Here is a 14,447-nt window from a genome sequence, read left to right as displayed (position 1 = left end):
GCGAAAATGCACTGAGTGCATTAATGTGTGCACCTAGTGTAACACTCACAACCTTTGAAGGGCAAGATCATGACAACGTGGAAGACATCGGACATACCGTCTCAAAGCGGCCGCACGGCCGTCGTCACGGGTACTGGCGGCCTCGGGCTTGAGGACGCCATTGCTCTCGCCGCTGCCGGAGCGGAGGTAATCATTGCGGGCCGCAACCTGGCCAAGGGGAAAGAGGCCGTTGCGAAAGTTCGCCAGGCCGCGCCCGACTCGTCCGTGTGCTTCGAAGTGCTCGATCTTGCCAACATCGAATCCATCACGGCCTTCGGATCACGCCTGCGGGCAAAGCGGCAAAGCCTTGATCTTCTCATCAACAACGCTGCTGTGATGATGCCTCCGCAACGCAAGGTCACAGACGATGGCTTTGAGTTGCAGCTCGGCACGAATTACCTTGGTCATTTCGCTCTGACCGCCCAACTGCTTCCCCTATTGCGCAACGGCCACAATCCTCGCGTCGTTACCCTTTCCAGCATCGCCAGTCGCAACCGCGATGCCTCGATCAACTTTGACGACCTGCAAGCGGAACGCGAATACAAGCCGATGACTGTTTATGGGCAGTCGAAACTGGCCTGCCTGATGTTTGCCCTGGAATTGCAACGCAGAAGCGATGCGGCTGGTTGGGGTATCTCCAGCATGTCAGCTCATCCGGGTATTTCCCGCACAGACCTGCTGCCGAACGGAGCGGGCCCGAATAGCGTACTGGGGCTTTGGCGAAAGTACCTTTGGTTCATGTTTCAGCCCGCAGCCCAGGGCGCACTGCCTACACTTTTCGCCGCCACTTCACCGGAGGCGAAAGGCGGGACCTATTACGGTCCTGACAAACTCGGCGAAACGCGAGGTTCACCTGCGATCGCAAAGATTCCTGAGCGAGCGCTGGACATCAATGTGGCCTCTCGGCTTTGGGGTGTCTCCGAAGAACTGACGGGCATGACATTCGGTGCGGCGAGTACGGACCGCTCCAATGTGCCCCCGTTTTCCTGACAGTCCGTCTCATGATTCTGCCTGAGATGCATGACGGATAGTAATCCAGACTCCACGTCACAATCACGGCTGCCGCCGCTGTTGCCGGTTGCCTTGCCATACATGCACAACACCACTTCGCAGGGATCGGCCGCAAATGACGGCGCGGAAAAACCGGCGGCTAGGCACAGGAGCGTCGCCGCGATAATGGGTTTTTTCATGGTAATGTCCTTTTATTACAGAAGATAAAGGTCGGATGAATTGCGAACGTGGATGGCAGTCGAGGTCAGCGGTAAAAATAAATCTCGGTGGCATGGCCGGCGAGGCGGTCAGTTGCTTTAGGCTGATAAGTCACGACGGCGCGATAACCGTGTTTTCTCAGCCAGGACTTCGCCCTGAAATAACTCGTTCCATCGGGCGTATTGACGATAACCTGCTCTGAATGTGCGACGGCATACCAGACGCCGGGCGGATATATGGCTTCAGGGCTGAAAACGATAGACGTTGACCAGCGGCCGTCGACGTTGGGGGACGGAATGACAATACGGTTTTCCGACCACTGCGGGAGCGTGGCGTTAGCGGCCGCGCCGGGTGTATCCCATGCGGGCTGAACGGGCTCTGGCGGCCATGCGCAGCCGGAGAGCATCACCAGCGCCGCACCGGCATACAGTATTTCAACAATTCGCCTCATTAAAGACCTCCTTCATGTTGTTCAGATGAAGATGTTTAAAATAAATCGCGCCCATGCGGCGAATATCGCCGTGAATATCGACGCTGACGATAACGTCCACGCTGTTAAGCACCTTGCGCAGCAGTACCGCAAACGGGATATTTTGGCAGTCAGGATGTTCATAGCAGCGGTCGATGATCCCTTCAATACAGGCTTCAGGGCTGCCCGCGTGCATCGAGGTGATAAGTCCCTCATGGCCGGAGCCGACGATTTTTAGCGCGTCCCAGGCTTCTTTTCCGCGAATTTCCGCCAGCAAAATGCGATCCGGGTTCATGCGGTAATTGGCCCGGATCAGCCTGCCGGGGGTGACGATGGCATCCTCCCCGGCATCCGCCGGATAGAATAGATGGACATAATTGGCGTGGCGGTAAAAGCGGATTTCGGGGGTGTCTTCGATGGTGGTCAGTCTGAGATGCGGCGGAATATAGTGCAGCAGCGTTTTCATATAGGTGGTTTTACCCGACCCGGTTTCGCCGACGATAAATAACGTCTTGCCGTATTCAACCGCCTTTTCGATAAAGCGGGGGATCTCCCCGCGCTTATAGTATCCGGCCAGTTCATCTTCTTTACTTTTCGTTCGCTCCTTGCCGGTCACCCGGTGATAAAAACCGGCGTCTATCCAGGACTGATGCGTTTTTTGCTCGAATGAGGGCTTGCGCAGCGTGATGGAAACGGTGTCGCGCTCGCAGGCCGGGGGAATAATGGTCTGGATACGCTCGCCCGATCCCAGCGTGGCGGACAGGATCGGCGAGGTATCATCCACGTTGTCCTCATTCCAGGCGGCCAGCGCTTTGGCGAAAGCGTAACACTGACGCAGCGTAACCGGGGCGTCGTGCCTTTGCCATTTTCCGCGTATTTTGGTGTGGATCTCGCCGGGACGGTTAATGGCGATTTCGGTCAGGCCCGCCAGCGGCAGAAAATCGCCGAACAGCCGGTTTTTCATGAACTCAAGAGACAGGTTGTCAGCGCGCATACCACCTCGTTTTCAGCCGCAGTTGATAGACAGAAGAGAAATCGATATCCGTACCGGTCATGATGCCGATCACATCGCCCTGGTTCAGGTACATCGTGGGCGGGATATTGATGCTGTTTTCCAGCGTCGTTTTCGCCATTTCCGCCGTGGCTGCGCGGGTGTTTTCGGTGTAGTCAGTATTGCGGTCTTTGCCCGGCGCCGAATCCGACGCCGCAGCGGCCACGTCCTGCACGGTGCTCAGCATCAGGGCATTGCCGAACCGTTCCCAGAAATGGGTATCGATCCAGCCGGCAATACCGGCTTCACCTAATTGGCCGCTAGCCTGCGTATCGATCAAGGGAATTTGTAGCAGGCCGGGCGTGCGCAATTCCGTCCAGATGACAAACATCCGGCTGCGGCCGTGTTGCAGCGCGCCGGTGCGATAAACGCCCCTGGCGATGGTGCCCGCAGGGATCAGCTTCACATGATTGCTGGCGCTGTAAACGTCCTCGCTGATAAGGCAGGAAAGCGTGCCGCCCACGTCGGACACGAAGCGCCGCATCATTGAGCAGGGAATATAGCGGTCAACCGGGATATAGAGGTCCGGATCGAGGGGCAGTCGCCGAACGCCGGTAACTTTCGCCACGCCCGGATTGTCGTCGCCGGTTGCTGGTGTGTCGGCGTCTTGGCAGCGTAGCTTGCCGTCGCTGCCTTTGACCATCACCGATTTACACGGCATATAGGCGTCTGACGTTGCCGGATGGCTGGGCGTGCCTGCATCGCCGGGCGATCCATGTTGACTCGGGCTCGTATTGCTGCGCTGAGTCGTCGCCGGCGCGTTGTTCATCCCGTCCGCCAGTGCGGCGGCCTTGTTTAAAGCGGGCGGCTCAGGCGGTAACGGCGGTGCTTCGTCCTGAGCCTGATTGCTGTCGGCGGACGTCTCCGATTTACCCTGTTCGAACAGGCCGAACGGATTGCTGTCCAGCCCGAGGTTTTTGCGTTCATTGCGTGCCGTGCCGGATGAGGGCGGTGGTGCGCTCTCCGCCGTTTTATCCTCGTCCTTCTTCAGCATGCCAAGAAAATGGTCACCGCCGAGCGCCAGCGCCATCAGTAAGGCCAGGCTCAGCAGGCTGACCAGCAGCGTCCGACGCCCGGCGGGTTTTCGAAAACGCGTGACGTCGGGCTGCCCGGGGGGCGTTTTCTGCTCCGGCATCTGGCTGGCCATTGCCGCGCGGGCGCGTTCGCGGGCCTCGGCTTCCAGCTCCGCCGTGGTTTTTTGCGCGTCTTCCGGGGTAGATTTATCGGTCATTTGGCCTCCAGCGTGACGTCGGGGGAGACGGTATCGCCGTTAGCCACGGTCGCGTCGCCAAATGCCGTGTTTTCAATCCCGACTACCGCATTGCCGTAGCGCAGCACCAGGCGCGGCGACAGAGAACGCACCACTATTACGGTGTAGTTGCCCTGGCTGATAATTCGCGGCGTCACCGCCTGCTCCCGGCCGTTAACGACCGTAAAGGCGGAGGGCAGGATTTTCACGGGCGAAAAGCCGAGGTAGGTAAAGCGGCCGTCATCGTAAGTGAAATCCGGCGCAATGGACGCTGACCCGTTCGCCACCCGTTTGGTGTAACGCCAGTTACGCGGCGTGGCGGCCTGCCGAAATACCGCCGCTATCTGTTGTTTTTCCTGCATTTCCTGAAGCTGTTTCTGGCGGGCGGTGCTAGCGGCGACGGATTGCCGGCGGGCTTCAGCCGGATAACGATAGCGGATAACGAAGGCCTGCGCGGGCGAGTCGTGGTCCAGCACATTCAGCTCCAGGCTGTAATCGCGTTTTGACGTCACGACGAAAAGGTTGGTTTTCCAGTCCTTCGCGGTCGGCAGAAACACCTGGCTGACGTTGTTGCCGTTGGCGTCGGTCACCGGCTGGGTGATGGGATTGGGGCTAACGCTCACCCGGTTATCGTTCTTGGTCACCGTCCAGCCTTTGGGAAAACCCGCTTGCGCGGCGATAACGGTTTCATCGTCGTCAAACAGCAGCGTGGTAACGTAGCCGGGGCGGGTATTGACGACGGTGGCGTTCTGACTGTTATACGAGACGTTCTGCATCCGGCTGTCATACGCGCTGCCGCGCGGCGTCGCCGCGCCCCAGGCGGCGCATGCCGTCAGGAAAAAAACACCGGTCAGCATTTTTTTCAGCATCATTCGCTCCTTAGCTCTTTATCGCGTTGGTAGCTGGTGACGATGAACCCCAGCGGGTTCACTTCACGCTGGCTGTCCGTCAGTTGTTTACGGGGGAGGTAGCGGTAGGTCAGGCGGATATTCCAGACATCGTTTTTCACCGAATTATCTGCAACGCGGCGAATGGTTCGCTTGATGCGTAACGTCGCCAGACTGTCGGGAGCGGTGGCGGGCGCGTGGACGTTGGAAATAATGTCGATAGCGACGACATATTCCGCTTTGTTGAAAACAACGTCCGGCGCCTGGTCGCCGTTAAACCCGTCAAGATAATCCTTATTCACGCCGTCGCTATTGAATAACTGCACGTCGTCATAATCGCGCTGAAGGGAAAAATAGTTATAGCCTTCGCGGCGTTTGACATAATTTGCGGCCAATGCGTGCGCTAGCGATGCTTCAGTGGAAATATCCCGCTCTTTAATGCGGGTCATATAGTCATAACGCCCGGTTTGTTTATCCACCGACCAGAGTTCGATTTCGGTGGTTTTCAGCGGCAGCAGAATAATAATGGCCGCAATCGCCATTGCGGCCAGAACAAATCCGACCGCCGCCATCAGCCAGGCCACTTTTTTCTCGCGGGCATCTTTTTCGAGAATGACCGATTCAAAGCTTCTGGATGCATCGATGACGTTATTAACCTCGGACATGGTGTGTCATCTCCTGGATAATGGCGGGGGAATTCACCTGCTGTGGGGGGCCGGATACCGGCGGCAGGCTGTCGTTATACTGAGCGCAGCCCGTAAGCGCGCACAGCATCAGCAGGAAGAGGCTGGATTTCATATCGATTCCTCAGTTGGACGGAGACAGGGATGTCGCACCGGCAGCGATCGCTACGATGCCATGTGGATATGCGGATTAGGGAAGGATCAGCGGTTACGCTGCTGGTTGAAGTGCTTCATGCTCTCTATTGCGGCGGTGCGTTTTTGCCAGGCGGTGACGGTCTTGTTCACGCCGGCGCCAATAAACTGGCCCGCCATAACGCCGCCTTTGGCCGCCAGTCGGGCACCGGCAGCACCGGCTTTCAGCGTCGGTTTGGCCGCGCCGGAGGACTTTTTCACCAGCCCGCTTAAGCCGCTCATAGCCGCCCCTTGTAATACCGCCTGAACGGCGGCGCCGCTCAGTGCGCCGGCGATCTTTGCGGCGAACCAGACCACGACGCCCGCTGCGATCCCGGCCAGCAGGCATTGCGCCGCCAGCGTCACCATGTTGCTTTCGCTGGAGGCGTTGATGGCGGCATCCAGTATTTTATTCAGATAGTTGATGGCGATCCGGATGGATAAGGCGGAAAACATGATCGTCAATACGGCGGTGAAAATGGTTTTTAGCCAGTTATCAAACATCGGCTTAAGAAAACCGTACAGCAGGCAGAAAATAAATATCGGGGCGGTCGTCGTCATTAATAGAATGGTGATTTCGGCGAGCAGGTTGACGAATGTTGCCGCCAGTAAAAGCACGATTGCGCCGCTCCAGACCAGCACCTCGGCAAAGCCGCCGTTCAGTTTGACGTAGGATGCGGTATCCAGATTAAACAGGGTTTGCCCAAGCGTTTGCGCTTTCTCCCAGACGGTATCGAGCAACGCCCAGACGTTATCGTCGCCGCTGATCCCGTCCTTAAGTCCTTCGATGGCGGCAATGGCGGCATCCAGCCAGCCGTCGCGGTTTAAAACAAAGGTGGTGATCAGCAGCATCCGGCCCACATCCCAGACAACATCCTCAACCGGGGTCTGAAGTTTGCCGCCCAGCGTCTGATAACCGCGATACAGAATAAATAGCGTGAAGGAACTGACGATAATCACGCTGATCATGGTGCCGTAGGTAGACGTTTGACCTTCCAACACGGCATTAAGTCCATCCATGATGTTTTTGTTCATACCGACAAAAATCCCACTGGACATAGCGCCTCACATACCAATAAAGAGGTGGGAATAAAACAGGGGAAGCCCCTGTTTTTATCGAGGGAATATTACTCGGTAACGGATTTTCTTTTCTCGGCTTCCTGCTGAAACAAGGTTTCAAATTTTTCCTTGATGCCGGGTTTCCCTATTTGCGCGAACATCAGGGCCGCTCGATGAGCAAACTCGCAGTTATCGCTCGCCTCGCCATCCTTAAGGCATTGCGTATAGACCTCATAGGTCTCATCAGGATGTTGTTTATACCAGGCTTCGGATTTTGTCTCTTTACAGCCGGATAATGCGATAGCGCATGATACGGCGCATAATATGAATAAGGGTTTAACCATATCTGACTCCTTATATATTATTGAGATCGGCAACCGGGGCGGTTAATTGCTGTTGCTCAAAGGCTTGCTGTTTTTGCCGCTCCAGCAGTTGTGTCCGCTGTTCCGCCCGCCTGACGGATATTTCCCACTGGCTGGTCAACGCGTTCAATTGTACGCTTCTGGCCGCCACGGCGTTAGCCAGGTCCTGCGACTCTTTCGAATCCTGCGCATTCGATATGCGGTCGGATAACGCGGCGATATCGTCGAGCGTGCCGGCGATCTTGTTTTCAACGTCGGACGTATTTTCTATCGCCACCGCCTGATTCAGGATGATTTGTTTGCAACTCTCCAGATAACGCGGCGAGGAACTGGACTGATTACAGGTATCGAAAGATTGATATTTTCCATACAAGCGCTGAAGCTCGGAAGAATAGGCGCCGCCCTGATTGGTCAGCAGATCATCCAGTGAAACGCCGTTTTTGCGGAGGTTATCAATATCGCTTTTGAGGTTTCTCGCCTCGTTAAGAAACCCCTGAATATCCCGCACGCCCGTCGCCGTGGCTAATTGCCGCTTGTAGGCGTCAAGCTCGCTTTTATAGTGGGTGACGGTTTCCTGCCACTGCTGGAGTTTTTGCACCCACTGGTTAATGGATTCGGTATTCTGCACGCCGTCGAAAACCGGGATCCCGGCGCTGAACGCCGGAGTGGAGAGAAAGAGTGCTAACGCCAGCACGGTGTTTCGGGTACGCATTGTTATCACCTCTCAGATAGCCATTTCAAGAAACTGCGCTTTCCATGCTTCAGGCTTCATGCCTTCCTGATAAAGGGCATCGAAGATTTTCAGGTTGTCTTCGCTCCCACTCAGCAGTTTGGTGACTTTCCCCAGTCCTGATAGGTCCATTTTCGCCATCGCCACGAATGGCCGGGTTTCGCCGGCACGCAACGGCGTTTTCAGGATCACCATATAGCGCTCGCCCGGATCCAGATTTTTGACGATGTCATACACGCTTTCCGGTACTTTCATTTTCTCCACGTAGTCCGCATGGCTGGCCTTTGGGTTGGCGAGAAAAATCTGCGTGCCGCACTGTTCGATGATCGCCGGGGCGATGGGATGCCTGACGATCTCGTCGGGCGATTGGGTGGCGGGGACAAAGATGCCGTTCAGCTTGCGAATGACCTTGAGCATATTGAGCGAGAACCGGGAGAATTCCACATCAGCCAGCCACTTCCAAAACTCGTCCATAAACATCACCAGCCGGCGGCCGTCCAGCAGGCTGGTGACGCGATACAGCAGGTAAAAGGTAATCGGCCCTCGGATATCGTCGTCATCCAGAAATTCCGTGCCATCGATGCCGAAGTTATCGATATCGCTGATATCGAACGTATCCGCCTCGTTATCAAATACCCAGCCGAACTCGCCGCCCTGCGCCCATTGTTTCAGCCGGATGCGCAGCCCATTGATTCGGGCCTCCTGGGTCGGCGGCTCCGGCAGCACTTCCAGCAGCCGCGTGATGCCGTAACGGCGGTATTCCGGCGGGTAGTCCAGCATGATGGTGTCCACGGCCGCGCTGATACGCGCTTCGTCGCGCGGATCGAGCGGCTTGCCGTTGCGGCGGCACAGCATTCGCACCAGTTGCTTGATAAAGTTGATGTTCCGCCGGGTCGGCGCCAGCGAAAACGGGTTGAACCCGGTGGGCTCGCCGGTACGGAGTCGAAAATAACGCCCGCCCATCTGGCGTATCGCCATCTCCGCCGCCCGGTCTTTGTCGAAATAAACGGTGGTCAGTCGCTTGATGGTGCCCGAAGCGGCAAACGTCGCCGGGTTGCGGTATTTCTGCATCAGTTGTTGCATCACGGTCATCAGCATCGTTTTCCCCGAGCCGGTTTTCCCGATAATCGCCGTATTGCCCGGCGTTTTCTCGTTGAAGTCATCGCGTCCGGCCTGGCTGTCGTGCAGGTTTAGGTAATAACCGCCGCCGCCCGGCGATTTGAGGATAGCGATGGCTTCGCCCCAGGGATTGCCGCCGCGCTTGTGGGGATGGAAGTTGTGCAGGCTCGCCATATCCGCATAGTTCTGGCTGCTGACGGCCACCAGCCGCGGCCGCAAGGTATAGATGCCCGGCAGTTGCGCCAGATACGCGGCGGGTAACGACAGGGTGGAGAGCGTCGTCATAATGCCGAGGTCGGCGAAGGGCTGCGCCAGCGTCGTGGCGTCCTTCACCACCTGGTCGGCGCTGGCGGATGAAAGCAGCAGGGAGAAGTGGTATTTGCCGCATGACACATGCCCGGACTGGAGCAGGTCGCGCAGCACAATCAGCTCTTCGCGCTGCGACAGAGCATCGTCAGCGGCCGAGTTCAGCCGTTTTTCCGCCAGCCGGATATGGTTCTGCGCTTCATCACGCGCCATGCAGGTAAAGGACTGCGTCAGCACATACTCGCTTTCGGCGTACAGCAGCGCATCCAGTAAACCCGTGGTGGTTTCGGGCGAATAGTCCTTGATTTCCAGACTGCGGAAGTAGCGGGAGCCGTCTACCGTCTGGCATTCGGCGGTATCGGTGGTGAAAAACACGTCCGCCGTGCCGAGCTGGTGGTAAAACGGCGCGCGCGTGACCGCTACCTTCTGCCATTTACCAGTGAGCAGCCGATGATAGAAAGAAAGCTGCGAGGAGTACACCCGCCCGTTTGCCTCATAAACGCCCAGCGGCGTCGCCGTATAGCGGGATAAGGCGGCGTTCAATGACGCCCAGTGCTCAAGCATGGCCTTCAGGGCGTTATCCAGCGCTGTCTGTCTTTTGCCGACCGATTGTCGGCTCAGCGCCTTTTTCTCCAGCGACGAGAACGGCGCGAAACAGACGGTAAAGAACAGCCGGTGTCGCCAGAGCGGTTTGTCTTTGAGGGGCCGGTAGTACAGTTCCGCCACCTCATCGGCAAAGGGAATACCCGATTGCGCCGCAAAGGCGTCCTGGTACGGCTCCCGCACACGGTGTATATAAAAAGTGACCGGCTGCCCTTCATACGACCGGATCAGGTTATTCAGGTGGGTCGCCAGAAAAGTGAGATGATGTTCATCCTCGCATTCGAAAACGGTGCCGCCCAGTTCCCAGGTCGCCACAAAATCCCGGTGACGGTTGCTGATGATGTGAGGGTGAATATGGGAGGAATACGGAATGTATTTATCCAGCGTGATGCGCGCGTTTAATTTCATCTTGTCGGTAAACTCCGCAATATCGACGGCGTCATAGCGGTTCGCCAGAATGGCGTTGGCGCCAAAATAGCGGTTGGCGACCCATTGGCCGCGCGTTTTAAACGCCAGCCACAGCAGCCCGAAATAGTGGATGTCCTTACGGGCCCTGGCCTTCATCTCCATCCAGGCAGGGATCAGCAGCAAGGCCAGGTAATAGCTGAGGTAAACCGCCAGCAGGACGATAGCCCCGCTGACGATCACGAACGGTACGAGGGGAATGCCCATGATGGCGGCGGGGCGCGTCAGCGCCTTGTTCAGCGTGGTCATCGGTTCCTCCTACGCGGCCCAGTAGGCGCCGAAGCCCGATGCGCCGACAATCAGGATGGCGCCGATAATGACGTTGCGCATGTCATGCAGACTCTTGCCGTCGAACAGTACCTTGTAGCCGATCCACATGGTCGCCAGCGTGATGGTGACGGCGGCCAGTCCCAGCAGGCCGGTGGAGGTATTGCTTAGCGTCTCATTGGCTTTATTGAATCCGCCGTCGGCTGCCAGCACAGGGGCGGACATTAATATGGAAGAGATGGCGGGCCGGAAATTACGTTTGCGCATCATTAATTCTCCTCATTAGTCTCAGGGACGGGTAAAGCGCCGCGCATAACGGCGTTCGGGTAGCGCACGGACGGTGACGCTGGCGTGGCGTTATCGGCCATGTCGCCGCGCAGGACGACGGCGGGGTAATGGATTGCGGGTGTGGATTTTCCGGACGAAAGGTGTTGTTTATCTTCCCGCGTCGACGGGACGGCATAGCCGATACGCTGGACATAACTGGTGCGGTTAAAGGCGGCTTCCGGCCGCTGGCCGCTATCGAAATTGCCGGCGTAGTAGCAACTGAGCGCGCGTTGCAGGGAGCCGCCGCGCCGGTAGCAGTCGGTGAGGATGCGCTCGAAGACCGACAGATTGACGCAGGGATCAAATAGCTCACGGGCGGTGACGCCATAGTGGCGGAAATTGCTGCTGGTGATTTGCATCAGGCCGACCGAATAGCGGCGGCCCTGCGCGGCCAACCGCCTGACGATGCCGACGGCGTCCGCCTTGCTGGCGGGATAATGAGAAATCACCCCATGGCTGCCTGGTGTGCGCTGATGCTTCGGCACTATCTCCGCGATGGCGTAAGGGTGAAAACCGGATTCAACCCGCGCGACGTCGAGCGCGGTAGTCGGGTGAACGCTGGCGGCGCATTGTATGGCCGCCGCCAGAAAGGCGGTGGTGGAAAGCATGGCGGCCTCGGAAAGGTAAAATGCAGGAGGGTAGCGACAGAAAGAAACGGGAAACGTATTAACCGGCGGGAACGTCCTGCGCAGCGTTGTTATCTTCTCTGGGTTCGAGCAGCACCAGCTTGCCGGAGACGGCGATGCCAGGGGTCAGCACTACATTCAGGCCGGATTTGCCGTGATGGGCGAAGGCGGCGCCGACTTTGGTCCAGTAGGTGCTTTTTTCGCCCTGTGCATCGGGCTGACTTTCCTGGGTGACAAAGACGTGATAAAGGGGTTTTCGCATGATTTTTCCTCTGATAAAAAAGCGTATGAAACATTGGTCACATCCCGATCCTGCATTCCGGTTTTAACGGGTCAGCGAGAACATTCAGCGGCACCCTGAATTGTGGTTGTGTGACAGCCCGATCCCGATTGTTAAAGAGCGTATTTAGGCAAACCCGGCCCGGTGAAATAAACGTCCTGAACATCGCCGGCAAATATCGGCGTGGTCAGGGTGCGCTTTCTGATTAAGTCGGGTAACAAGAAACTCAAACTGGAAAATAAAAGAAAAAGGACGGGAAATTATCTTGATGTGATTTTGAGTTTTATCTGGCGGGGAAATTTCTTTATGAAGGTCTGTTCGGTTTTTATTTTTTTTCGACACTATTTCAATAGTCAAAGTCAGGATGTTCTTGCTGAAGAAAAATAAAAAGCGTACGGAACATCCTTGTTCTCCGCACGGTTTTATCGCCTACGGCGTTCAAGTTTTGCCTGGCATTGCGTGCAGGTCGTCACGCCCGGCAACGTCTGCCGCCGTTTCTCGGGAATAGGCTTGCCGCAGAAACGACAATGCAAGAGTGATGGCGTGGGCGCCGGTTTGAAACGGCTCTGTTCGATCATCTCTTCCAACCGCTGCTCGTTAAATTCCTGGTCGCGATCGATCTCATCCGGCATGCGACGCCCTCCTGTCCAACGCTTCCCGTTCGCAAAGCGTGATGCGATTCCAGACGCTGGTAAGCGAAGGTCCTGCCGTCGGCGCGGACAGCGCCTCGGTGACCTGCATCATCGCCGTCAATGCCTCGGGCGATTCAAGGTTCTCTACGCGGCGTTTTTGCCATTGCCGTCAGATCTCGGCGTCGGTTCGTTCATCCGGGATGGGCGTCCGGCCTTGCGGAATAGCGACGCCCAGCAAGCGGCGGCGCACGCAGATTTCATTGGAGGTAAGGCCGAAATAGCGGTTAAGCAACGCAATCGAGCCGCCCAGTTGGATGGCCCGATTAATCTGCTGCTGGCGCTGAACTTCCTGTCGCGACAGCGCCAACAGTTGGCGTAGCGCATCATGGCGAACGCTGACGGCCATAAATTGCGCCGATGCCCGGCTAAGGATAAACAGTTCGTCAAGGGACAGCTGATTAAGGGCATTCATTTCATCAAACGTAAACCCCAGCGCTTCGCAGTGACGAATATCGCCGCCCTTCAGCGCGTGCAGGGCATCGGTTAATACGGAGTAATTCAGTGACGGGATCATGATTCGGCTTCTCCCTTCAACGCGTTAAGCGGTTGGCTAATTTGAGGCTGATCCATTCGTCCACTTCAGATTCCAGCCAGGCCACGCTGGCCGGGCCAATCTTGATGGAGCGTGGAAAGCGGCCGCTTTTCATATAGAGGTAGATTTGCGAGCGTTTCAGGCCGGTTTTTTCTTCAACCTGCTTCAAACGTAATAATTGATGAGATGTCACGGTGTTCTCCTGTAGCAAAGAGGGGGTTTGCCCGGAGATGACACGACAACACAAAGCAGCGGCAGGGATAAAGTTGATGAGCCCGTATTACGGGTGGCAGAGTCCTTAATACGGACTTTTAGAACGGTGGACTATCATCTTTTTGATGCCGAAACAGCTGTAGGCGAGCCGCGTTCAAGAGCAGTTTTTAGCGTGTCGCCGCTGAATCGATCGGTGATGCCATCGTCAGAGGCCCACTGTTCGAAAATGGATAAGAGCTTGTAGGGTTGCCTGATTAACGGACTGATAGCCTCATTATGCTTGCAGGCAAGCCAAAACAGGCGGGACAGCGGCGTGGATATGCGTGCTGATGCCGGATGAAGAAAAATTTTTTCAACCGGCATGCTGACTAACTTCTTAAACTCAGTTTGTCTGATGACAAAACAGGCATCCTTTGGTAATTCATGGACAGGGAAATAGTATTTATGAGACTCTCTTTCAAGATCATATCGTAGCATTGTTTCGTAAATATCTGATGCAATATCCTCAGGTAGTCGCCTTACTTGTTTCTTTATTCTTTCTTGCCATGTTGTTTTTTCAAAAATTTGGAATATCCCCCACAAATGGAAACGGTAATGCCGTAATTGTTCTTATTTGCTCCTGATTCTGGTGGGGGGGGTTTCAGAGATTGAGCAAGCAAGCGTTGTATAAGGACATATTCGTATCCGAGCAATGTTGTGTTGATGACTCTCTGTACAGGAAAAATATACTCTCCGTTAGTGCTAAAAGTTAAGTCATTTCCGTTGAATAAGGTATTTGGATCAAGCATGCATAATCTTGTAGTGAATGATTTATTTATTGGCGTTAGCTTTAATTTATGATTGCTTGATTTTATTCTTCGCAATATGACTGGTGACTGAAAATAGATGGATAGACGGATTTTTCCTTGTAAAGCATATCGATAAATATCACATTTTCTAATATTTTTACCATTAAATCCGTTAAGAACCTTTACAGCCTCCCTGATAGTTATCCAGTCTGAAATTCTATCTTTAATGTTTGGAATAGTAGAGTTATCTGACATAATATATCTCCTTTTACACAATGATATTGCTGATGAATTTCGCTGTGTTTTTAGAAGGATGTTTA

At 55.5% G+C, this 14,447-nt stretch carries 16 protein-coding genes and 2 pseudogenes; 1 reads left to right on the top strand and 17 read right to left on the bottom strand.

Annotated features, from left to right (window positions below):
* Positions 1-69 precede the first annotated feature (69 nt).
* The gene (locus DDT52_RS14585; RefSeq protein WP_048638357.1) at positions 70-1,029 is read left to right on the top strand and encodes an SDR family oxidoreductase; all 960 of its coding nucleotides are present in this window, start codon (positions 70-72) and stop codon (positions 1,027-1,029) included.
* A gap of 265 nt (positions 1,030-1,294) precedes the next feature.
* On the opposite strand, the gene DDT52_RS14575 is transcribed toward DDT52_RS14585, so the two are convergent.
* The 17 genes and pseudogenes from DDT52_RS14575 to DDT52_RS14500 form a co-directional block, all read right to left on the bottom strand.
* Positions 1,295-1,699 (bottom strand): cag pathogenicity island Cag12 family protein, encoded by a 405-nt coding sequence (locus tag DDT52_RS14575; RefSeq protein WP_136156993.1) that lies wholly within the window; start codon positions 1,697-1,699, stop codon positions 1,295-1,297.
* A complete protein-coding gene (virB11, locus tag DDT52_RS14570) occupies positions 1,683-2,711 on the bottom strand; it encodes a P-type DNA transfer ATPase VirB11 (RefSeq protein ID WP_136156992.1) in 1,029 nt (342 codons plus the stop codon). Before virB11 ends, DDT52_RS14575 begins: the two co-directional genes overlap by 17 nt.
* Positions 2,701-3,999: a VirB10/TraB/TrbI family type IV secretion system protein gene (virB10, locus tag DDT52_RS14565; protein WP_136156991.1), complete on the bottom strand. Its 1,299-nt coding sequence runs from the start codon at positions 3,997-3,999 to the stop codon at positions 2,701-2,703. The genes virB11 and virB10 overlap by 11 nt, the downstream gene beginning before the upstream one ends.
* Positions 3,996-4,889, bottom strand: a complete 894-nt coding sequence (virB9, locus tag DDT52_RS14560) for a P-type conjugative transfer protein VirB9 (RefSeq protein WP_425591556.1) — start codon at positions 4,887-4,889, stop codon at positions 3,996-3,998. Before virB9 ends, virB10 begins: the two co-directional genes overlap by 4 nt.
* Positions 4,886-5,569 carry a VirB8 family type IV secretion system protein gene (locus DDT52_RS14555; protein WP_136156990.1) on the bottom strand — a complete coding sequence of 228 codons (684 nt, stop codon included), beginning with the start codon at positions 5,567-5,569 and terminating at the stop codon, positions 4,886-4,888. The genes virB9 and DDT52_RS14555 overlap by 4 nt, the downstream gene beginning before the upstream one ends.
* Positions 5,556-5,702, bottom strand: coding sequence for a hypothetical protein (locus DDT52_RS20965; protein ID WP_168709787.1), 147 nt, complete (start codon positions 5,700-5,702; stop codon positions 5,556-5,558). Before DDT52_RS20965 ends, DDT52_RS14555 begins: the two co-directional genes overlap by 14 nt.
* 86 nt (positions 5,703-5,788) lie before the next feature.
* Entirely contained in the window at positions 5,789-6,817 is a 1,029-nt protein-coding gene (locus DDT52_RS14550; protein WP_136156989.1) for a TrbL/VirB6 family protein, read from the bottom strand.
* A gap of 68 nt (positions 6,818-6,885) precedes the next feature.
* A complete protein-coding gene (locus DDT52_RS14545) occupies positions 6,886-7,161 on the bottom strand; it encodes an EexN family lipoprotein (protein ID WP_136156988.1) in 276 nt (91 codons plus the stop codon).
* A gap of 10 nt (positions 7,162-7,171) precedes the next feature.
* A complete protein-coding gene (locus tag DDT52_RS14540) occupies positions 7,172-7,891 on the bottom strand; it encodes a TrbJ/VirB5 family protein (RefSeq protein WP_136156987.1) in 720 nt (239 codons plus the stop codon).
* A gap of 12 nt (positions 7,892-7,903) precedes the next feature.
* Positions 7,904-10,651 carry a VirB4 family type IV secretion/conjugal transfer ATPase gene (locus DDT52_RS14535; protein ID WP_136156986.1) on the bottom strand — a complete coding sequence of 916 codons (2,748 nt, stop codon included), beginning with the start codon at positions 10,649-10,651 and terminating at the stop codon, positions 7,904-7,906.
* A gap of 9 nt (positions 10,652-10,660) precedes the next feature.
* Positions 10,661-10,936: a TrbC/VirB2 family protein gene (locus tag DDT52_RS14530; protein WP_136157012.1), complete on the bottom strand. Its 276-nt coding sequence runs from the start codon at positions 10,934-10,936 to the stop codon at positions 10,661-10,663.
* A gap of 2 nt (positions 10,937-10,938) precedes the next feature.
* Positions 10,939-11,604 (bottom strand): lytic transglycosylase domain-containing protein, encoded by a 666-nt coding sequence (locus DDT52_RS14525; protein WP_136156985.1) that lies wholly within the window; start codon positions 11,602-11,604, stop codon positions 10,939-10,941.
* Between the two features lie 58 nt (positions 11,605-11,662).
* Complete coding sequence (locus DDT52_RS14520; protein WP_121554688.1) at positions 11,663-11,884, bottom strand: hypothetical protein; 222 nt, start codon at positions 11,882-11,884, stop codon at positions 11,663-11,665.
* A gap of 440 nt (positions 11,885-12,324) precedes the next feature.
* Positions 12,325-12,534, bottom strand: a complete 210-nt coding sequence (locus DDT52_RS14515) for a TraR/DksA family transcriptional regulator (protein WP_009113425.1) — start codon at positions 12,532-12,534, stop codon at positions 12,325-12,327.
* A pseudogene (locus tag DDT52_RS14510) lies at positions 12,524-13,108 on the bottom strand (DUF2857 domain-containing protein). Before DDT52_RS14510 ends, DDT52_RS14515 begins: the two are co-directional and overlap by 11 nt.
* Positions 13,109-13,124: 16 nt before the next feature.
* Positions 13,125-13,319, bottom strand: coding sequence for an AlpA family transcriptional regulator (locus DDT52_RS14505; RefSeq protein ID WP_009113423.1), 195 nt, complete (start codon positions 13,317-13,319; stop codon positions 13,125-13,127).
* 134 nt (positions 13,320-13,453) lie between these two features.
* A pseudogene (locus DDT52_RS14500) lies at positions 13,454-14,382 on the bottom strand (hypothetical protein).
* Positions 14,383-14,447 lie beyond the last annotated feature (65 nt).

It is taken from the genome of Brenneria roseae subsp. roseae, assembly GCF_003115845.1.
Lineage (GTDB): Bacteria > Pseudomonadota > Gammaproteobacteria > Enterobacterales > Enterobacteriaceae > Brenneria > Brenneria roseae.
This window is presented reverse-complemented; position numbering and strand designations above follow the sequence as displayed.